Here is a 21,140-nt window from a genome sequence, read left to right on the forward strand (position 1 = left end):
CTGATAACTGATATGCTTATCTCTCCCCGGCAATAGGACTCTGCGTTGCTTCCTCCATTAATATTCTGCGCAATATTTTCCCGACAGCTGATTTTGGCAGTTGCTCCCTGAACTCAAAACTTCGCGGCACTTTATATCTGGCCAAGCGTTGCATGCAAAACTCCCTGATTTCCTGCTCCGAGACTGACTTTCCTTTCTTTAAGACTATAACCGCTTTTATCGTTTCCCCACGGTAGGAATCCGGTACTCCATACACACAAGTCTCTTTTACGGCTGGATGCTGATAAATAATATCCTCGACTTCAATTGGATAAACATTATAACCACTTGCAATGATCATATCTTTCTTCCTGCCTACGATATAAAAATATCCGTCTTCATCCATCGTCGCGATATCCCCAGTGTAAAGCCATCCATCTCGCAAAGCTGTTGCCGTTTCCTCTTGATTTTTCCAATATCCCCTCATTACTTGCGGACCTTTAATGATCAGTTCGCCTGTTTCTCCTGCTGGCAATTCATCAACACCTGATTTCAGATCGACGATTTTAGCATCGGTATTAGGATACGGAATTCCGATACTTCCTGGTTTTTTCTGTCCTATCACTGGATTGCGGTGGGTAGTGGGAGATGTTTCTGACATTCCAAAACCTTCCAATATTGTAATCCGGAATTTTATTTCGAACTGATGAATGATTTCTATCGGGAGCGGTGCAGAGCCACAGCTGCAGTACTTAAAGCAACTTAAATCGTCAGCCGTTATATCCGGGTGATTCAGTAAAGCAATATACATGGTCGGGACACCAGGAAAAATGGTTGGCCTATGTGTTCGAATCAAATCCACTACCTTATCTATTTCAAATCTCTCTATTGTGATATAAGTTGATCCGGCATATATGGCACTATTCAATCGTCCATTACCAAACACATGGAATAATGGGGTCAAGCCAAGCATCCGTTCGCCAGGCCTTTGGAGATGAAGTGCATTCGCCGTGAAGGCAAAGTCTTGGAATACATTCGAGATCAAATTAAAATGCGTAAGCATGACCCCTTTTGATTTCCCTGTAGTCCCTCCTGTATATTGAAGAACAGCCACAGCCTCCTTGGGGTCGATAGCCAGGGCAGGAAGTTCCTTAACTTTCCTTGATAAATCCGTTCCAGTTTCTATTAATTCCTCGGCAGATATGAACGTTAATCTATCAGAAAAACTTGTTAGCACTAATTTTCCCCTTTGTTCCTCACGCCCAATGAACCAATTGGCTTCTGAATCCCGTAATATATAATCCAATTCACTAGACCGATATAGCGGGTTCACTTGAACGACCATACCTCCCAAACGATGAATGGCATAATAGGCAATGATATATTCTAGACAATTTGGCAGCATGATTGCTATGCGATCGTCTGTTTGAAATCCTCGTTTGTCTAAATTCACAGCAAAGCGATCTGAGGCATCCTTTAATTCCATATATGTCATTTCCCGATCCCCATCTATTACGGCTTTGCAGGTTGGGTAAAGTTGGGCTGAACGTTCAAGGAGTCCATATAATGACAATGTTGGAATATTAATTTCAGCAGGAGTTTCTTTCGGATAAAATCCATGCCAAGCTCTAGTCAATTTTTTCACACCTCATTCTTTTCTAGTAAAATGGAGCATAGTCACTTATCAGCCGACTTGATATCTTTGCCTCATTTATCACGAATGATTTTAAAAATCCCTGTGCCCTTTGCAATGATGTTGCCTTCAGTATCTTTTATTTCTCCTTCAGTAAAGGCAATTTTGTATCCTTTTTGAAGGACTTTTGCTTCCGCGAATAGTTCCCCGCTTGATATGCTGGCTAAATAATGTACAGTTAAGCTTGTCGTCACAACTTTAGATTTGGTAACGGAACGAGTCACCATTCCTAGAATGGTATCCAGCATGGTGGCATGAATGCCCCCGTGCAGTGATCCATTAACATTAAGTAAATGTTCTTCAATGTTTAGCTTTATTGTTACATTCCCTTCTTCAAACCGAATGATTTCAAACCCTATATGTGAAAAGAATGCACTACTTTCGAATTGATTCCGAATATCCTCCACTTCAACTGGCAATCTTTCTCCCCCTCACTTATGCGCAATTCAACTTATATACGGAAAGGAGCAGAAACGTATAGGGTATCCACTCCTTTATCGTTGGCCTAAATCGTTTCAATCATGATAGCCATTCCCTGTCCGCCGCCAACACAAAGTGTAGCAACTCCATATCTTTCTTTCCTGCGAATCAGTTCATGTATTAGCGTTGTCACGATCCTTGCGCCCGTCGATCCGACTGGGTGCCCAAGTGCAATGGCGCCTCCGTTTACATTCACCTTGTTTTCATCTAACGATAAATCCCTGATTACTGCCAATGCTTGTGAAGCGAACGCTTCATTTAATTCGAAAAGCCCAATTTCTTCAACTTTTTTCCCGGTGCGCTCCATAAGTTTTCCAACGGCTGGTACTGGACCAATTCCCATCACATCTGGAGAAACTCCGGCAGTCGCCCAATCGACGATCTTTGCGATTGGCTGTACTTGCAACCGTTCCGCTTCACTGGCCTTCATTAATACCAATGCAGCTGCCCCGTCATTACGGCCACAAGCATTCCCTGCAGTGACGGTTCCGTTTTCCCTGAATGCCGGTTTTAAGCTTGCAAGCTTTTCCATTGTGGTATCGGGGCGTGGATATTCATCCGTTTCAATTGTAACCGTACTCTTCCTGTCAGAGACCTGGACAGGAACGATCTCATCCTTGAACTTTCCTTCTTTTATCGCTTGCGCCGCTCTTCGTTGACTTTCCACTGAAAAGGCATCTTGTTCTTCCCTGGAAATGTTGTATCGCTGTGCGACATTTTCAGCGGTAATTCCCATCCCTAAACTTTTTCCATAAATTTCTTGAGGCTGCTGTCCAGCTTCAGTATTAGAATCCACTAGCCTTGTCCGGTCTCCCCCAAAACGGGCACTTCTTAAATAAAGCGGTGCGCGGCTCATGCTTTCCGTACCGCCGGCAACGACTATATTTGCTTGACCTGAGCTTATTTGCTGTGCTGCTGAGGTGATGGCCTGCATTCCGGATGCACATAAGCGGTTTACCGTAAAAGCCGGTGCCGAATCGGGAATTCCTGAGCGCAGTGCTGCAACTCTGGCTACATTCGAGGATTCGGTCGTTTGCCTAACCTCCCCGAAAATGACTTCATCCACTTGTTCAGCTGCAATATTCGCCCGCCTGATCGCTTCTTTAATGGCAATGCTCGCCAAATGACCGGAACTGATTTCTTTAAATGCTCCACCGTACCTTCCAATTGGTGTTCGTACAGCACTCACGATCACGATATCTTCTCCCATTTCGTTCCTCCCCCTTAAAATCCGGATACCTGGGCAAAAGAGAACCTGCCCGAAAAAAACAGTAAACACTTAACACTCTTCCAAGACATTCCTAGCAATGATTAAACGTTGGATTTCATTCGTTCCTTCATATATCTTCGTTATGCGGGCATCCCTATAAAAACGTTCAACTGGATATTCGGCCATATATCCCATTCCTCCATGAATTTGAACCGCTTTATCCGCCACCCGATTAAAAACGTCTGAAGCGAACAGCTTTGCCATTGATGCTTCCTTGATCACTTTTTTTCCTTCATCAATCTTTTGTGCCGCCATCATCGTCAATGCCCTTGCGGCTTCCGTTTCGGTTGCCATATCAGCAAGCATCCATTGGATCGCTTGGTTGTCTGCGATTGGTTTACCGAATTGAATGCGCTCTTTTGCATACTTAGCTGATAATTCAATCAATTTACCGCTTGACCCCACTGCTCTTGCAGCCAAACCTACACGCCCTTCACCTAAAATTTTCAGGGCAGAGATATATCCCATTCCGACTTCGCCGATAACATTTTCTTCAGGTATGATACAATCCTCGAAAATGACCTGTGAGGTATATGATCCCCTCAACCCCATTTTTTTGTCCTTTTTGCCGACAGTCAAACCGGGAAAATCTCTTTCTACTAAAAAAGCGGTAATCCCCCCCTTTGCCCCTTTATCTTTATCCGTTAGAGCGAATACTGTATACACATCAGCAATCGGCCCATTCGTGATGAAATGTTTCGTCCCGTTCATCACCCAGTAATCACCCTTCTTTTCTGCACTTGTTGCCAAATTGGTTGCATCCGATCCCGCTCCTGGTTCAGATAAAGCAAAGGCACCAATTTTCGTGCCTGCTGCCATTTCTGGCAAGTATTTATTTTTCAAATGTTCGGATGCAAGCTTAACAAGACCTGTACTTCCAATCCCGGTGTGAGCGCTTATTAAAGAAACAAAACCATTATGTGTCCTTCCTAACTGCTCTAATACGGTAGCTTTTCCCACCGAATTTAAGCCAATTCCACCGTATTGTTCGGGAATGCTTATCCCGAATAAGCCAAGGTCTTTTGCTTTTTCCACCAAATGCTCAGGGATGGCATCTTCTTCTTCAATTTGTAAGGCGTAGGGCTCCACTTCCCTTTCAACAAAATTACGGATCATTTCCTTCATTTGCTGCATTTCCTTGGTTAAAGTGATTGTCATAAGTTTATTCCTCCTTAGGTCTGTTCATGTATAGCAGCCATTGTACAAGTTTTCTTAATAGGGCATATAGAGCTGAATGCTGTGTCATCTAACCATTTAACGGAATTCAATGTATTCTGCTAAACACACTTACAAAATCAAGCTTCACGTTCAATTATCGTAGCAATTCCCTGTCCGCCTCCAATGCAAGCCGTAATAAGAGCAAACCTTCCGGCAGAACGCTTCAATTCATAAACCGCTTTCGTAATGAGGATGGCACCCGTCGCACCTAGTGGGTGTCCATGTGCTATGGCTCCCCCATTCACATTCACTCTGGCGGGATTCATATCAAGCTCCCGATTGCAAGCAATGACTTGAGCGGCGAATGCTTCATTAATTTCAATGATGTCCATTTCATTTAAAGAAAGCCCTGATTTCTCCATTACCTTTCTTATAGCGGGAACAGGTCCTATTCCCATATAATTTGGATCTACCCCTGCAACGGCCTGTGCCCTGATCGTCGCTAAAGGCTTAATCCCCAATTCCACCGCTTTTTCCCTCGACATGATGACCAATGCTGATGCTGCATCATTCAATCCCGAACTATTGCCTGCAGTCACGGACCCGCCTTCTAAAAACGCAGGCGATAATTTGGCTAGCCCTTCTTTCGTTATTTGCGGTCGTGGATGTTCATCCAATTTAAATTCAATATCGTCACCTTTTCTGACGGGAATGTAAATAGGCGCAATTTGCTCATTGAAACGGCCCTCTTCCACGGCTCTGGCCATATTTTTTTGGCTTTGTAGAGCGAATTCATCTTGTTCTTCCCTGCTGACCTCATATTTTTCCGCTAAGTTTTCAGCAGTGATTCCCATCGGGGGATCGCCGATCACCTTCGGGGACAACCGTGACTTTCTGAACTGTGGCGGCTTTGCACTGTATGCTTTTTCCGGACGATCCATCAAGTATGGCGCCCTGCTCATGCTCTCGACCCCACCGGCGATATAGACATCTCCTTCGCCAGCCCGGATCGCTAGTGCAGCCAAGTTGACAGCATTTATTCCCGAGCCGCATTGACGATCGACAGTCAGTCCCGGAAGATGAATTGAGAGGCCAGTTTCCAGTGCAGTTAACCTGGCAATGTTTCCACCCCCGCTTAACACATTCCCCATGATTACATCATCTATCACTCGAGGTTCGACATTCGCTCGTTTCAAGGCTTCTTTCATCACTTCTGCTCCAAATACATGGGCAGGAACAGATGCAAGTGCACCTCCCTGCTTTCCAATTGCTGTTCGAACTGCAGAAACTATGACGGCTTCTCTATTCATGTCCCATCCGCTCCTTTTCCTTTTATTCACTCCATTATTTGAAGGCATTCCTTCTCTTCACTAGTTTCATTGAATGTAAGCAGGTTCGACCCTGCTTATGAGGACTTAAGGTCAAAATTATCAGAACTTTTATTTTTAAGTTTCCCGGCAGGTTTAACGAATATGGCAAACAGGATGCCAAAAGCCAGGACAAGGATGGCCATGAACAATATCGATAGATTATAACCCAATAGTTGATTTCCTCCAGCTAGACTTATGATATAGCCAGTTAATAGAGGTGCAACAATTCCCGCTAGATTTCCTGATGATGTTAAGATGCTCGTCATCAATCCCCCCCGCTCCTGCATTTCATTGATCATGATCGTTGGTCCAATCGGTAAAATGGCATATGTAAGGCCCTTTGCTAAACACATGGCGACTATCACCCAGATTGGATTTTGAAATACCATGATTGAGGAAAAGAACAATGCACCAAGAATCATGGCGCCCGCGACGACGAATACCCTTGATGATCGCCAATTCTGATTCTTCTTGAATAAATGATCGGACGCCATCGAAACACCCATATAAATACATACGGAAACGATTCCGATTATCGCAACACTTGTTCCCATTTGACCTGGAGTCATTTTTACGGCTTCCACTAAATAAATCGGGAGCCAAACTGAAAACCAAACAACTAAAATATATGTTGAAAAATAAGCTAGTGTAGTAAACAAAGCAGTAGGTGAGGCCAGTAGCAGCAAAAAGTCTTTCACCTTTATTTTTTCAAGTTTTTGTTTCTTTTTCTTTTGTACGTTTTCATATACTTCAACTGGATTTTCCTTTGTTAAAAATTGAAAGAGGAAGAACCAAACAAGGCTTGCTGCACCAAGTGCTGCAAAGGCAACCTTCCAGCCGAATATCGTAATTAAGGAAACGAGGATCGGTGCCACGATCATCGCACCAACGGTCCCTCCGCCAACCACCACCGAATTGGCAAAGCCTTTCAGTTTCGGCGGAAACCACTTATCGGCATGACTGTAAGCAATCGGGCTATAAGGCCCTTCGAATGCTCCCAGCAAAATCCTGTATAGAATTAATAATGGAAGAGCAGTGATGGCTAAGACCCCGAATTGCAAAACGGTCCATGTCAGCATGATGAATCCCAGTACCTTTTTAGCCCCCAGCCGATCGGCCCATGCTGCCCCAAAAATCCCTGTTACTGGGTAGAGCCAATAATAACTGCTTCCAACAAGACCCCACTCCGCATAGGTAAGATCGAATTCCTTCATGATGGGAACAGCTGCGAGACCTACGATCGATTTATCTGCAAAATTGATGACGGCTCCAAAGAATAATAGAATGAGAACAACCCAACGCATATGAATCCCTCCTCTTCATTATTTTTGTTCACAATCTGGCATGCCTTCCAACGTAAGCTTCAACTTATATGTTGGAACCACATTCCCCCTCTTTCAATCCTTTTCTAATTCCTCTTTAACTAACAATCTTTTTAAAAGTTTTCCCACTGTATTTCGCGGAAGTTCTTGTCTCAATTCAAATACTTTTGGTACCTTATAAGGCGTCAATTGGGAATAACAATATCCTTCTATTTCTTCAATATCCACGGAAGCGCTTTCTTTAGGGACGATGAATGCTTTTACTATTTCGCCTTTTTCTTTATGGGGGATGCCCACCACAGCTGCCTCTTTAACTGCTGGATGTTCATACAGAACCCCTTCTACCTCCTGCGGGTAAATATTGAATCCGCCGACGATGATCATTTCTTTTTTCCTGCCGACGATATAGAAATAACCTTCGTCATCCATCACAGCAAGATCGCCAGTATATAGCCAGTCATTCTGTAAGGTCTTTTTGGTTTCGGCTTCGTTATTCCAATAACCCTTCATGATTTGCGGACCTTTTATGAGCAACTCCCCAACGCATGTGTTAGGCACTTCATTATTTTCATCGTCAATGATCATACAGTCAGTGCCTGGAAAAGGGATGCCAATGCTTCCTATTTTCCTTTTTCCGAAAGGCGGATTACGATGAGTGGATGGTGAGGCCTCCGACAAACCGAAACCCTCTCCGATTTTGGCACCGGTCAGCTCCTCGAATCGCTTAATTACTTCAACTGGCAGGGGCGCCGATCCACAAGAACAACTTTTTAAACAATTCAGTCCATAGTTTTCAATTCCAGGATGATTGACAAATGCATTATACATTTTTGGAACTCCTGGAAAGAATGTCGGACGATGCATTTTTATTTTTGCAAGTACTTCTTCAAGTTCGAATTTAGGAAATAAGAGGATGGCAGCTCCAATATAGATACCTAGATTCATTGCACTTGTCATGGCATAAACATGGTAAAGGGGCGTAGCTGCCAAAACGATTTCTTCGCCAGGTTTCAAGGAATCCCCATACATTTCAAAGCTCTGCACGACATTGGAGGTTAAATTATGGTGAGTGAGCATGACACCCTTCATTTTCCCAGTGGTGCCGCCAGTATATTGGATGACTGCAGTATCTTCATGCGGGCTTATCATTACGGGCTTCTTAATGGCGTCACCGGTCTTAATCATCGTTTGAAGGGAATAAGAGCCGTTTTGATCTTTTTCCGTATCAATGCAAACATCAAATTCAAATATCGCTTTCGTTTCTTCGATTGTAACTGCGGCCGTATTGTCAAATACGATATTCTTTGTATTTGAGTCTATTAAAATTTGCAATAGTTCCCGCGGTTTATACATGGGATTAATTTGTACAACCAACAGGCCTAGTGCCTGGGCAGCGTAATAACTGATAATGAAATAAGGATGGTTGGCCATCATCAGACCAATTCGTTCACCTTTAACAAAGCCCATTTCTCTCCATTTACCAGCAAGTTTGTCTACCTGCAATTTTAAATTCTTATAATCCATTGACTGGTCTTCATAAATGATGGCTGTATGGTGTGGAAACTTACTTGCTGTTATATCAAGCAGTGAATAGACGGATATTTCCGGTAGCTTCATAGATTTCATACTTTCAACATACCATTGCTCCCATGGTTTATTTATCGTTTTTCGCACCATTATCCCTCCACACATAAACGAATTTCATATCGTGCATGTTTATTTTATACTTATATGATTATGCAACTTGCATGCCAAGTCCTATAAAGGAGTAAAACAGCAAGATTTTACGTACAACTCAATTCATTTATGAATTTTATACACTAATAATGCCTTTCTGTAGAGGATTCATCGAAATGCCCATAATTCATTTTTGAATTTCAAACAAACTCCGATTGGTTTTCTAACGATTTTAAAAAGTAGGTTTTTTCCATATTATAGATTACCTCTACTCACAAATCATGATTTTGATTTTATCATGGTGTATAAAGAAATTTGAAAAGCCTATCCAGCTAAGGATGGGCAAGTGTAATATTTAATGAAACTTGGCTTACGAGTGTATTAAATAAAGAGCTCAATCTCCATTCCAGGATTTTTTAACGTAGGGGCATTCGCAGACTGATTTTTCCAGCGCTGAATCCAAGATTCACCCAAGCCACATAACTGGTTCAATCGATCGGACCATCCTGTTAAGACCTAATATCTCGTTCTTTCACTTTTTAGTATCTCTCTTAGTATATGTTTGATGAACAATTTATATAAACTATGTGTCGATTAAGAAAAGGGGCTGCCGCAGCAACCCCGTTGTTTAACGAAAGCCCCCTCAAATCCTCTGGATATAGAGTGCTTTTTTGTGAATAATAAGATAATCATCACTTATGACCTTTACCAAGATTATCTGTTTTTCAATTTTACCAATTGAGAGAGTGATTGTTTTTCTGTTATGATTTACTTGTAAAGTCATAATATAACCTTGTTAATCATAACCTACTCAACATTATTTGGTTATGTATTACATAAAATTTGAAATTTGTCGGGATGAGTGATATGGAAATGAATAATCAAAAAACACCTCAAACACCTGATTCTAATGTTAAAAGACTAGATCAGTCTGACCTTTCTCTAGCTGTTCGTTCATTTTTATCTAATTTAGATGTAAATGGAGAGTCACGATTGCCACAACGTGCTTATCTAGCTGTTCGACATGCGATTCGCCACCTTCAATTGCCGCCTGGACAGACTGTACTAGAGAGGGAAATGGCAGAAATCCTGGGCATGAGCAGGACACCTGTACGTGAATCACTTGTCCGTTTGGAAACGGAAGGCTGGGTACGGCTCATACCGCGTCGTGGTTTTATTGTTGCACCACTTGTAGCAGATGATCTTCAACAGATTTATGAAGTGGTGGAAGCGCTCGATGGTGTTGCTGGCAGACTCGCTACCGGTCGTGCTACTCACCAAGAGTTAAACCAACTTGAACATCTGATTGAAGAACAAGAAAAGGCACTAGAACTAAACGATCTACTTGCATGGACAGAACTCGATGATCAATTTCATAATTATATTGTTGATTTAGCTCAAAACCCACGCCTAAGAGGGATTGTTGATAGTCAGTCTGACCAACTCTATCGCGCACGCTTATACACAATTGGGCTTCGACCAAAGCCAACACGATCAGTGACTGAACATAAGGCGATTTTAGCAGTCATGCGAGCAGGCGAGCCTGAAGCTGTACGAACTATGTTGCAATCTCATCGCTTTAGAGCGCGTAACGAAATTCTAGATGCTCTTCAATCTATGCCTCCATTACCGGAAGAAACGGGAAATAACGAGACTTTTCCATGATTTAGACAGTCGTACTTAATATTGATAAATCAGTTTTGATATTTGGTTTATCATCATAAACTAACCCATTATGGAAATTCCATAATATTAAAAAAGGCTGTAGTTGATTTCTGTGAAATCTCTACAGCCTTAATTTATTAATAATGATAGATTCTTACTCCATAACTTACTTGATGAATCTCACTTGTTTACTGATTAACTCATATTGTTCTTCCTTCTTTTTATTGAACTCCACCTTATTTTCTTCAAAGATGTTATTTCCTTCTGTATCAATGGAAACGATAAGAGGACCGAACTCATTCACTTCACATACCCAAAGAGATTCTGGCATCCCAAGGTCTTTCCAGTGTACTTCTCTGATCTGTTCAACCTTTGTTGCCGCATAAACTGCATTTCCGGCTGGATAGACGAGATGCAGCGCTTTATGATTCTTGCATCCTACTTCAGTATTCTTCCCCATTCCACCTTTTCCAACAATAAGTTTAACACCTGTTTCTTCGATAAATTCCTTTTCGAATTTTTCCATTCTCATACTCGTTGTTGGACCAATAGAAACAATTTCGTACTGTTCCTTTCCAAGGTCTCTAACAATGGGACCTGCGTGAAATATGGCTTTGCCCTTAAGATCTACAGGTAAAGGGATCTTCTCTTCTATAAGTCTCCTGTGGGCAACATCTCTGCAAGTAACCAGTGTACCTGATAGGTAGATAATGTCTCCAATTCTTATGTCCTTAAGATCCTCATCTTTTATAGGTGTGGTTAATACTTTTTTACTCATAGTGTTACCCCCTCGTGAGTACTAATTTCATAGTTCAAATTACTGTCAAAGGTGATCTTTCCTCTTCTATGGGACCAGCACCCTGTATTAATTGCCACACCAATAGTAGAAGGATGCCTTGCCGTATTCACAACATTTACACCCATGACAGATTTAGATCCCTTAAGCCCCTGAGGTCCAAGGCCAATAGCGTTAATTCCATCTTCAAGAAGCTTTTCCATCTTAGCAGCATTTTCATTTTCATTACGACTTCCAACAGGTCTCATAAGAGCTTTTTTAGAGTTCATAGCTGCTGTTTCTACAGAAGTACCGACGCCCACACCAACAAGAAGTGGAGGACAGGCATTAATTCCATAACTAGTCATCCGATCGAGAACAAACTTTACCACACCTTCATAGCCTTCACCCGGCATTAGAACCGTCGCGACTCCAGGAAGGGTACAACCTCCTCCTGCCATATAAGTATAGATTTCCACTTTATCACTGTCTTCTGCAATTTCCCAGAAGATGCTTGGTGAACCGTCACCGATGTTCTTTCCTGTATTGTACTCATCAAATGTTTCTACAGAATTGTGTCGCAATGGAGTTTCTTGAGTTGACTTATACACACTATCCCTCAGAATACTATCTAACTGTCCAATCAGGGGGAAGTTCTGTCCGCACTTAACAAAAAACTGGAGAACACCTGTATCCTGACATGAAGGTCTCTTTAACTCATAAGCCAGCTTTTGATTATCAAACATGGTTTTGTAAATGATTTTTGCAAGCTTATTATCTTCCTCTTCACTTAGTTCTTTCAGTTTATTTTCCACATCATCGGGAAGTTTGTAGCTGACAAGGGAGACAAACCTTGCCATCAAATCAGTCATCTTTTCTTTTTGCTGTAACTTTTCCATAATAACACTCATAATAACTCTCCTTTTTTTATCTTTAATAGTTTGTGTAGAAAGAGAAGAAATTTGGTAACTGTCTTCAAGGCTCAATGTAAGAATATTCTGACACCAAAACCCCGGCTCCAGCTATATCAATTGCTAAGTAAAGCTTTTCTAAATCCCTTAGCATCCACCATATGCCCATTTTCGATATACCCACAACCTTAAAGGGAGGAATCAAATTTCTTCATCAGGGATAGATGCAAAAAAAGATTTTTCCTTCATTACTAGCTCTCCTACCACTATTCACATCTCTTGCATGTGAACCAGAGTAATGTAAATATCTTATGAGCTAATTATTAAATAACGTATACATTAAAGTCAATGGTTTTATTTCATATTATTAAAATTAATTTCTGGGTAAAAACGTAACTTCTTCACTACATAATGTATTTTCTACATTATTTTATAAATCTCATATTAAAAAGGTTGAATATTCTAAAAATTAAGTTGACATTAACGTATACATTAACATACAATCAAATTTAGAAATACAAGGAGTGATATTATTGGTTGCGCTTTCGAGCAAAATTTCCATTTGTAATCATTCTTAATCTGGAGAACTTAGATTTTAGAAAAAAGTCCTGTCACTCAAAGATTATAGAAATGGGGGTGTACGTAAAAAAAGAGAACGTTTAATAACATTGCCCTACCAATGTATTCTCCTACATCCACGATTTGTTTTTTCGTATTATCATAAGTGATGAACATTTTTGTATACGCTTCCATTGCTAGCGAGTTAGTTTCATCAAATAAATGAAAAAGAACCTAGAACCTCATTTAAAGTTGGCCCTTCTGATAAGGTTCTGGATAAAAGATAAATATATTCAAAGCTTAAATTCGTAGTCATATACTTACTATTTAAAATTACAAAAAACTTAGGTTCATACTTTATACGGGAGCTGGTTTGTATGTTAACATTCCTAGCATTATTAATGATCATTGTATTCATTGTACTTCTCTCAAAAAATAAATTATCTGTTTTCGGGGCATTAACAATTATTCCATTTGTCTTTGGAGCAATTGCAACCTTTGTAACGGGCGCTTCCTTTTTGGATCTGTTTGAATGGATTAAAGAAGGTATTTTATTTAGTGTAGATGAAGAAACAGGAAAGGTTTCTACTGGGGTTATTTCACCTGCTATCGTTATCTTATTTGCGGTGTTGTATTTTGGTTTAATGCTTAATGTCGGTTTGTTTGACCCTTTATGTGAATTCTTTATAAAAAAAGCAAAAGGGGACCCATTGAAAGTTACAATGGCAACCGTTTTAACTGCGACAGTAGTCACTATGAATGGTGATACTACTACAACTATTATCATTTGTGTTGCTGCTTTCCTTCAACTTTATAAACAAATGAATATTAAGCTAATTTATTTAGCAGTAATTATCGTTACCCCTATTGGAATTTTTAATCAGTTACCATGGGGAGGCCCAACAATTGCTGCAAGCACAGCAATGGGTGTAAGTATTAGCGAATTGTTTAAAGATTTATTGCCAGGAATGCTAGTTGCTGAAGTATTTGCAATTTTTATGGCTTATTTTATCGGAATAAAAGAAAGAAAACGCTTAAACTTTGATCCTAAGACAGCTAAAGATATTTCTCCAGAGCAATTGGAAAGTATGTTAAACGCTATTCGTCTAAAAGATCCTGAATTAAAGCGACCTAAACTATATGCTTTTAATTTGATTTTAACGCTAGCTATTTTAGTTATGCTTGTGATTGATGTTGCACATGGCGGTGTTTTATTTGGTATAGGTGCAGCAATTGCCCTTACGGTAAACTATAAGTCTACAAGTCTTATTAATAAACGAATTGATGACTTAGCGGCAGATGCTTTAGCACCAGCTTTGGCAACTTTGGCTGCCGGGGTTTTCTCTGGCGTTTTAACAGGTAGCGGGATGTCAACCGCTTTAGCAACATCTATTACAGCTATGATCCCAGAATCACTAGGCTCAAATATGGCACCAATCTACGCATTAATTGCAGCACCTGCAATTACATTTTTACCGCAAGATGCTTTCTATTTTGGGATTGCCGGCGTTATGTCAGATGTTATGGGCCAATATGGAATTTCTGCTAGCGAAGCAGCTGTAGCTTCCATGGTGGGACAAGCATTCCGTCTAATTTCACCAGTTATTCCAGCTCTATATATGTTAGTTGATTCTACGGAGACAAACTTTATAGACTTTCAAATAAAGTATGTAATTTATGCTTGGCCCATCATACTTATATACCTAGTTGTTTATACATTAACCGGGGCATTGCCGATATAGAAAAAAAGTCCTTATAAGAGCTTGATTGAAACAAATATCTTCCATTTCACTGCAACACAAATATACGCAGAATGTACATACACTAGAATAAAAGCATTCTATCAAAATCTTGTCGCTGCTACTGAATATAAGGCGTGTTTATTGAAAAGATGTAAAAGGATTACACAAATTAGTCAGGACTAATTTGTGTAATCCTTTTTTCAAAGCAAAATTCCCCTAAAAGTTACGACGCGAATCACTAGATTACTATTTACAGGAAGGATCTCGTTGATTTTTTTGCCATTATCATTACATTCTAACTATATATCTAGTGAATCCATAATAAACTAAGTTTCAACTTGATAAATTCCAAAAGTGAACGGTGGGATTTCAGAAATATACGGTTCTGCTGAATTTATAACATAGTTTGCTAAAGAGGAAACAGATCGAGTATCTTCAGAATCGTAATTATTTTTGGTGAATTATATAAAAAATACATTTAATATGACATTTGTAGTTGTATTAACTTTAATAGCATGATCGATCAACTTGATTGTTTATAAAAAAATTACCAACTCAATTAAAATTGGTCATCACTTTTTTATTGAATTCCTTTACTTTTTGATTCTCTTTTATACCCAAATACCCACCGTTCCTTTGCATTGGGTGGCTTTTTCATTTTTTTCAACCACGTTTTCGGAGAACTTATTATCATCATCAATTTCACTTTTTCATTCACCATTCCTCATGCCCCAACATATAATACCTCAAAGGAAAACCGGGGGTATCAACATGCAAGACAATCAACATGGATCGCAAATGAATGAGGTTGAAAAGTTTGATGAATGGGTAAAAAGTTTTTTTCTGGATCCGGAAACTTGTGCGTTGGATCATCAACTTTTTTCAATTGATATATACGAAAGTGACGATGAGTATATGGTGGAAGCGGTTTTGGAAGATCATGATGTGAAAGATATTAAAGTATGCCTAAGTGATAATGAGCTATCGATCATCGTTGACGATACTCATAAGCCATTTCTTGATAAAAAAGAAGATAAACTACCCACACAGAGAAAAATCCCTTTCCCCTTTTCGATTTGCTCACGCAGAATTACCGCTGAATTCTCGAATCCGATCTTGGTGATTCGCATCCATAAGTTTTCCCCCGGAAAAACAGCAGAAGATATTAACATTGAGTAGTCCGTTCATTAAAAATAAAAAGAATGGCCTGGGGAACTCCCCTTAGCCATTCTTTTTTGTTGATTACCCAGCAAAATAAAAGGACGTCCGACTTCCTTTTTGTGTCGAAATGACTTGAAGCTGGGCATCGATTCTTTCTTTCAATTCCGGGACATGGGATATTATCCCGACCAATCTCCCGGTGCTTTGTATATCCATTAATGCTTCAATTGCATGATCAAGAGATTCAGGGTCGAGCGTACCGAAACCTTCATCGATGAACATCGTTTCAAGTGAAATTCCGCCAGCATTCTGCTGGACAACATCCGCAAGACCCAAGGCAAGTGCAAGGGAAGCCTTAAAGCTCTCTCCTCCTGAAAGGGTTTTGACATGCCTCTCTTGTCCTGTATATTGATCATACACAGATAACTCAAGACCGCTCTGGATATTCCTGCGTGTAGGATCAAGCTTTCGCAATAGCTGATATCTTCCGCTTGTCATTTTCAGCAGCCTTGAATTGGCTTCTTTTAGGATATCATCTAAAAAGGCTGCCAGTACATAACGTTCAAAAGTTATTTTGAAGGAGTTTTGACCTTTGGAAATCTCAGACAGATGACCGACGATACTGTACCTTTCATCCAAACTTTTCTGTTCTTCCCTGATTTGCGCCAATTTCCTATCGATTTCTTCGTTAGTCCGTCTTTCAGCCTGCAACTCATTCTGATTTAGGCGCAAAGACTCCAATTCTCCATCTATGAAATCGAAAGTCTTTTTCAATCCTTCAAGATCCGGTTTGGTCACATCTTTTAATTTCATTTCCAAGTCATGAAACAGACTTAAAACACTTTGCCAATTTTGATTATACTGCTGAACTTGATCTTCCAAATTTCCAAGAGCAGCTTCCGATTTTTTTGCTGCCGTATATTCTTTATAATTGGAAAAGCCCTGATTGGTCATTTCCGTAATTAACTTTTCCCGCTCCTCTTTCAATTCTGTCTTGAAAGCCTCTATATTTCCACTTAAGGATTCTGTTTTTGCAATGATGGCCGATTCTCTTTCCTTCACCAGTTGAAGGTTTTTTTGTGCATCTTCCAAGGCCGATTGTAAGCATTTCTGTGTTTTTACAGCCATTTGATAAACAGCATTATATTCTTCCTCTGTCCTTATTCCGTCAGGCAGGGAATCGGTTAATCCTGTTAGTTTTGTAGAGTTTTCAATATACTTGGTTTTCCCTTCGTCCTCTTTTCTTTCTAAAGAGATCAGATTCTCCTTTAGCTGGGTTGCCTGGTCTTTTAAATCAAGTAACCTTTTTTCCAGATCATTGAATACAGACTTTTTCCGCATCAATTCTTTTAGCTGCTCTTGCAGCACTTTGCCTTTTTGTACAAACTGTGTCAAATGCTCTTCAATATCCTCAAACCTAAACTCCGGCAAGTCATTTTGTAAGTCACAAAGCTTTTCTTGTGAAGACTCTGCCAGTGCATCATATTTGGATTTCGCTTGATAATATTCACTTTCCGCTTGGCTTTTTTGTTGTTCCGCAGATTTCAGCTTGTTTTCTTGCTCTTTCAGTTCCAAATCCGTCGGCATATGCTCATGCATTTGCGCAGGTTTTGGATGGCTTTGCGAACCGCAAACAGGACAATTTTCTCCTGAGTGCAGCATGGAGGCAAGCATACCCGCTTGGCCTGATCTCCAGTTCCGATTCAAGGTTTCCAGTTTTTCCTTCTCCTGAGTTTGTATTCTTTGTAACTCATGGAACCGAATATTCTTTTCATCCAGAACCCGTTTCGTATTAGTTATTTCATTAAGAACTTCTTGAAGCTTTTTAATTTTCGATAACGAAGAATTATTTCTTTCTGCTTCAATTTCCTGATCACGATAAAGGGCAGCTGCTTTTTCCGCTTCTGTTTTTTCTTGAGCGACTTTCTCTGCTTCCGCTTCAATCGCCAGATGTTCCGAAACAGTTTTTTCACGAAGTCGTTTACTCGTTTGCCACTCTTTTTCGTCTAAAGTAACCTGTGCTTTTAAGCTTGCAAAAGTCCTGACAGCCTCTTTTACCTGCTCAAGCTGATGAACAGTTCGGACTGCCTGCTCTCTTTCATTTCCCTTCAACATTTCCTTATCATAGGAATCCTGCTTCTCAATGCGCTCAGCCCGTAACTTATCGGATTGCTCACTTAACTTTTGAAGTTCGGTACTAGCATCTTGTACTTGTTTGCCGATACGCAAATAGTATTGTTCCTGCTTTTCAAGCGATGCCGCTTTGTGTGCCATTTTTATTTGGACTTTCACTAGTTCCATTTCTGGCAGCTTTGCTTCAAGGTTTTCCTTTTCTTTTCGCAGTGTTTCTTTTTCCGAAAATCGATTTAATAAATCGACAGCTTTTGAAAGTTCTTGATTTACTTGATCACGGGCTTTTTGCTTTTCCTGTATTTGTTTATTTATATACTCATTTTTTTCTGTTGCTTGCAAAATGACTTCCTGTAACAAGGGCAAGACCTGCTGTTCATTAGGCTCTTCCCCTTGTAATTGCGCCTGCAATTTTTCATGATTGCCAGGCTGGATGCCTTTCATTAATTCGATTCTCCGCTGAGCACTTTTTTCACTTTGCTTTCTTAGGATCGAAGCCTCTTCTTTTAACTTTTCTTCTATTCGTTTATAAAGTTCAGTATGAAATAATTTCTGAAGAATCTGTTCCTTATCCTTGCTGTCGGAAGTTAACAGTTTTCGGAATTCATTCTGAGGAATCATCAGGATTTGCCGGAATTGATTCGCATCAAGCCCAATGAGTACTTTTATTTTTTCTTCAACTTCTCGTACATTTGCACCCAGCAATTTTTTTCCTTCGGCCAATATCTCATATAATTCAGCCTTTGCTCCAACCGTTGTTGTTCCTTCACCTGCTTTTTTCTTGCGTTCCTGCTGCGGCGACCGGGTCACCAAATACGTTTTTCCTCGCAGGGTAAATTGTAATGAAACTTCCGTCAACATATCATCTTCTGCAAACTGACTTCGCAAATCTTGCCCGCTGCGATCTTCACCGCTGGCTTTACCATATATCGCAAAACTAATCCCATCAAATATCGTTGTTTTCCCTGCGCCTGTCTTTCCAGAAATGACAAACATGGTCCGTTCTCCTAGGGAATTAAAATCAATGGTTTCCCTTCCTGCATATGGTCCGAATGCCTGCATCGTTAAAATATCCGGTCTCATTTCAAAGCCTCCTCTTTCTTAACAGCTTCAATTACCGAAACCATCAAATCCTGCTTTTTGGAATCAAAGGCCCGATCTGTCATTTCTTGATAAAACGTCTCGAACAGGTCCAATTCCGATTTCCGTTCATCTTTTACTGAAGAGAAGGAATTTTTTCTCCTAAGGTCGGTCAAATCCCATTTACGTTCTAGATGTAGTACGTTCGGATAAATCTGGCGCAAGCGATTTATGGGATCGATGAGTGCCCCCTCATCATTTAGTGTTATTTTTAAATAGTCATCCTTTTTTTGCGATTGATAAAAAACGGGATCAAGCAACTCTTCCATCGATCCGGATATTTCCCTCATATCGAACTTGGGTGCCAAAGAACGATAGCGAATATCAAAGCTTCCATCTTCTTGCATATCGACGATCGAAAGCGACTTATTCTGCTTGGCCTCGGAAAAAGAATATTTTAATAGTGATCCAGAGTAAAACACCTTAGGATGACGTATCGCGTCTGGACTATGTAAATGCCCAAGTGCCGTATAATCGAACGCATCGAATAAGTCGGATGAAACACAGCCAGAACCACCTACCGACAAGATCCTTTCCGAATCGCTCGTTTTTCCGCCTAATACAAAAGCATGTCCTACGAAGACATTCGGCTCATCCTTATTGAAATTCTCAGCAATCGTTCCGGTTATCCGCTTCATAGCTTCTTGATGGGAATGGATACTATCATCTTCAAAAAGATGGCGAACCGTCCCGGGTTCTGCATATGGAACACAATAAAAGTTCACTCCCTTGATGCGAACCGGCTCACATGTTTTCGTCAATTTCCCATGAATGTATAACTGGCTATGACGATACCATGATGAACCGAATGCCAGTCTTTCCGCTGAATCATGGTTTCCCGATATCGCAACGATCGGTGTATTCATTTTCACATTAATCGTATAAAGGATTTCATCAAGCAGCTCCACCGCTTCAGTCGGCGGAACGGAACGATCATATAGATCACCGGCGATCACAACCGCATCCGGTTTTTCCTCTTCGACAATATCTATGAATTGCAAGAGCGCATGCCTTTGGTCATCTGTCATATGTACCCCGTGAACGATTTTCCCTAAATGCCAATCAGCCGTATGGATAAATTTCATAGTTTCACTCCGTCCTAATTTTTACTTACTATTATTATATCAAAAATTTTACGAATAGCATGGTTTGGGTACAGACGTTCTAATTTTTACCACACCGCACCATTCTTTTGAATTATTCAGAATAAAAAAAGCAAACTCCAAAAGAGTCTGCTTTTTTCATCATTAGCTGAATAAGTGTTCATATGGACCCATATTCACCTTTCTTTCAGCTAATTTTTTTTGTAAAAATTTATGATCACGTTTTGGTGTGGCAATGATATAGCCGCGTATCACTAAATCTTCCGTAATATCGCCCGCTTTTTCCTTTAACGCCAACTCTCCGATTTTCCCTGCGATTTTATGTCGTGCAACATCACGAAAAAGTTCTGGCACAGGGCTCACTAAATCTTCTAGTAATTCCTTTTGCTGCTTTGACCATAAGTGCTTTGTTTGTTCCAAATAGTATTCTTCCCAATCCATATCGGATTTCCCATCTTCTTTGGGAAATCTTTTCAGGAACTTTCGAAACATGAAAAAGCCACCTATGCTCATCAATATAATTAAAAGGGCTACCCAAAATAGAATAAACCATAAAAACCATCCGCTAAGCAAAGTACCACCTCATATGTATAGAATGATCGTCACTATTATTATAGACAGTAACCCATATCTTTACAAGACTGGCAATGCAATCATTCTTGACCGTTCACTTCCAGCAGGACAAGCGAAAAATCCCCCACCGCATTTTCTTCATATAGATTCGTGACCGAAGTTGCATAGTTAAAGATCTCTGCACGAAACTCCTCGTTTGACTGTGGAATCTTTATATCAAATACCATTTGATAAAGCAATGTTGTAATATCATGATATTCACTATGTGTAACCTTAAAGTTAAAACTGATTTTCCTGATTTCCTTACCTTCAGAATCCTTTACATTTTCAGCATGAAAATCAGTAACATGAATTGGAACATCGTTTAAAATGACCTCGTCTACCATTATCAACATCTCCTTAATAAAGTGGTTAAAGACATGTTATCACTAGG

General features: G+C 40.2%; 16 protein-coding genes. 3 read left to right on the forward strand and 13 right to left on the reverse strand.

The window, feature by feature from the left end; translation table 11 throughout:
• Nucleotides 1-16 precede the first annotated feature (16 nt).
• The 7 genes from LQ188_RS08165 to LQ188_RS08195 form a co-directional block, all read right to left on the reverse strand.
• On the reverse strand, nucleotides 17-1,624 hold the full coding sequence (locus tag LQ188_RS08165) for a long-chain fatty acid--CoA ligase (protein ID WP_230176516.1): 1,608 nt from the start codon (nucleotides 1,622-1,624) through the stop codon (nucleotides 17-19).
• A 62-nt stretch (nucleotides 1,625-1,686) separates the two neighbouring features.
• Nucleotides 1,687-2,091 (reverse strand): PaaI family thioesterase, encoded by a 405-nt coding sequence (locus tag LQ188_RS08170; RefSeq protein WP_101221671.1) that lies wholly within the window; start codon nucleotides 2,089-2,091, stop codon nucleotides 1,687-1,689.
• 86 nt (nucleotides 2,092-2,177) lie between these two features.
• Nucleotides 2,178-3,362 (reverse strand): thiolase family protein, encoded by a 1,185-nt coding sequence (locus tag LQ188_RS08175; RefSeq protein WP_230176517.1) that lies wholly within the window; start codon nucleotides 3,360-3,362, stop codon nucleotides 2,178-2,180.
• Nucleotides 3,363-3,431: 69 nt separating this feature from the next.
• Entirely contained in the window at nucleotides 3,432-4,580 is a 1,149-nt protein-coding gene (locus tag LQ188_RS08180; protein ID WP_230176518.1) for an acyl-CoA dehydrogenase family protein, read from the reverse strand.
• A 137-nt stretch (nucleotides 4,581-4,717) separates the two neighbouring features.
• Nucleotides 4,718-5,890, reverse strand: a complete 1,173-nt coding sequence (locus LQ188_RS08185; protein WP_230176519.1) for a thiolase family protein — start codon at nucleotides 5,888-5,890, stop codon at nucleotides 4,718-4,720.
• Nucleotides 5,891-5,985: 95 nt separating this feature from the next.
• Nucleotides 5,986-7,254 carry an MFS transporter gene (locus tag LQ188_RS08190; protein ID WP_101221668.1) on the reverse strand — a complete coding sequence of 423 codons (1,269 nt, stop codon included), beginning with the start codon at nucleotides 7,252-7,254 and terminating at the stop codon, nucleotides 5,986-5,988.
• A 93-nt stretch (nucleotides 7,255-7,347) separates the two neighbouring features.
• The gene (locus LQ188_RS08195) at nucleotides 7,348-8,946 is read right to left on the reverse strand and encodes a long-chain fatty acid--CoA ligase (protein ID WP_230176520.1); all 1,599 of its coding nucleotides are present in this window, start codon (nucleotides 8,944-8,946) and stop codon (nucleotides 7,348-7,350) included.
• Between the two features lie 870 nt (nucleotides 8,947-9,816).
• Between LQ188_RS08195 and LQ188_RS08200 the strand changes: the two genes are divergently transcribed.
• Nucleotides 9,817-10,614, forward strand: a complete 798-nt coding sequence (locus LQ188_RS08200; RefSeq protein WP_230176521.1) for a GntR family transcriptional regulator — start codon at nucleotides 9,817-9,819, stop codon at nucleotides 10,612-10,614.
• A gap of 166 nt (nucleotides 10,615-10,780) precedes the next feature.
• On the opposite strand, the gene ttdB is transcribed toward LQ188_RS08200, so the two are convergent.
• Both ttdB and ttdA read right to left on the reverse strand, forming a co-directional pair.
• On the reverse strand, nucleotides 10,781-11,392 hold the full coding sequence (gene ttdB / locus LQ188_RS08205; protein ID WP_230176522.1) for a L(+)-tartrate dehydratase subunit beta: 612 nt from the start codon (nucleotides 11,390-11,392) through the stop codon (nucleotides 10,781-10,783).
• Nucleotides 11,389-12,300 (reverse strand): L(+)-tartrate dehydratase subunit alpha, encoded by a 912-nt coding sequence (ttdA, locus tag LQ188_RS08210; protein WP_230176523.1) that lies wholly within the window; start codon nucleotides 12,298-12,300, stop codon nucleotides 11,389-11,391. The genes ttdB and ttdA overlap by 4 nt, the downstream gene beginning before the upstream one ends.
• A 935-nt stretch (nucleotides 12,301-13,235) precedes the next feature.
• Between ttdA and LQ188_RS08215 the strand changes: the two genes are divergently transcribed.
• Nucleotides 13,236-14,600, forward strand: coding sequence for a citrate:proton symporter (locus tag LQ188_RS08215; RefSeq protein ID WP_230176524.1), 1,365 nt, complete (start codon nucleotides 13,236-13,238; stop codon nucleotides 14,598-14,600).
• Nucleotides 14,601-15,371: 771 nt separating this feature from the next.
• Nucleotides 15,372-15,779 (forward strand): Hsp20/alpha crystallin family protein, encoded by a 408-nt coding sequence (locus LQ188_RS08220; protein ID WP_101221663.1) that lies wholly within the window; start codon nucleotides 15,372-15,374, stop codon nucleotides 15,777-15,779.
• Between the two features lie 63 nt (nucleotides 15,780-15,842).
• Here the strand turns inward: LQ188_RS08220 and LQ188_RS08225 are convergent, their stop codons facing one another.
• The 4 genes from LQ188_RS08225 to LQ188_RS08240 all read right to left on the reverse strand — a co-directional run bounded on the left by LQ188_RS08225 (nucleotide 15,843) and on the right by LQ188_RS08240 (nucleotide 21,093).
• A complete protein-coding gene (locus LQ188_RS08225; protein WP_230176525.1) occupies nucleotides 15,843-18,974 on the reverse strand; it encodes an AAA family ATPase in 3,132 nt (1,043 codons plus the stop codon).
• Complete coding sequence (locus tag LQ188_RS08230) at nucleotides 18,971-20,116, reverse strand: exonuclease SbcCD subunit D (protein WP_230176526.1); 1,146 nt, start codon at nucleotides 20,114-20,116, stop codon at nucleotides 18,971-18,973. The genes LQ188_RS08225 and LQ188_RS08230 overlap by 4 nt, the downstream gene beginning before the upstream one ends.
• Nucleotides 20,117-20,278: 162 nt before the next feature.
• Nucleotides 20,279-20,707, reverse strand: a complete 429-nt coding sequence (locus tag LQ188_RS08235; protein WP_137018029.1) for a DUF2621 domain-containing protein — start codon at nucleotides 20,705-20,707, stop codon at nucleotides 20,279-20,281.
• 80 nt (nucleotides 20,708-20,787) lie between these two features.
• Nucleotides 20,788-21,093 (reverse strand): DUF3219 family protein, encoded by a 306-nt coding sequence (locus LQ188_RS08240; protein WP_101221659.1) that lies wholly within the window; start codon nucleotides 21,091-21,093, stop codon nucleotides 20,788-20,790.
• Nucleotides 21,094-21,140 lie beyond the last annotated feature (47 nt).

Origin of the sequence: Peribacillus sp. Bi134 (assembly GCF_918698065.1) — a bacterium.
Classification (GTDB): domain Bacteria; phylum Bacillota; class Bacilli; order Bacillales; family DSM-1321; genus Peribacillus.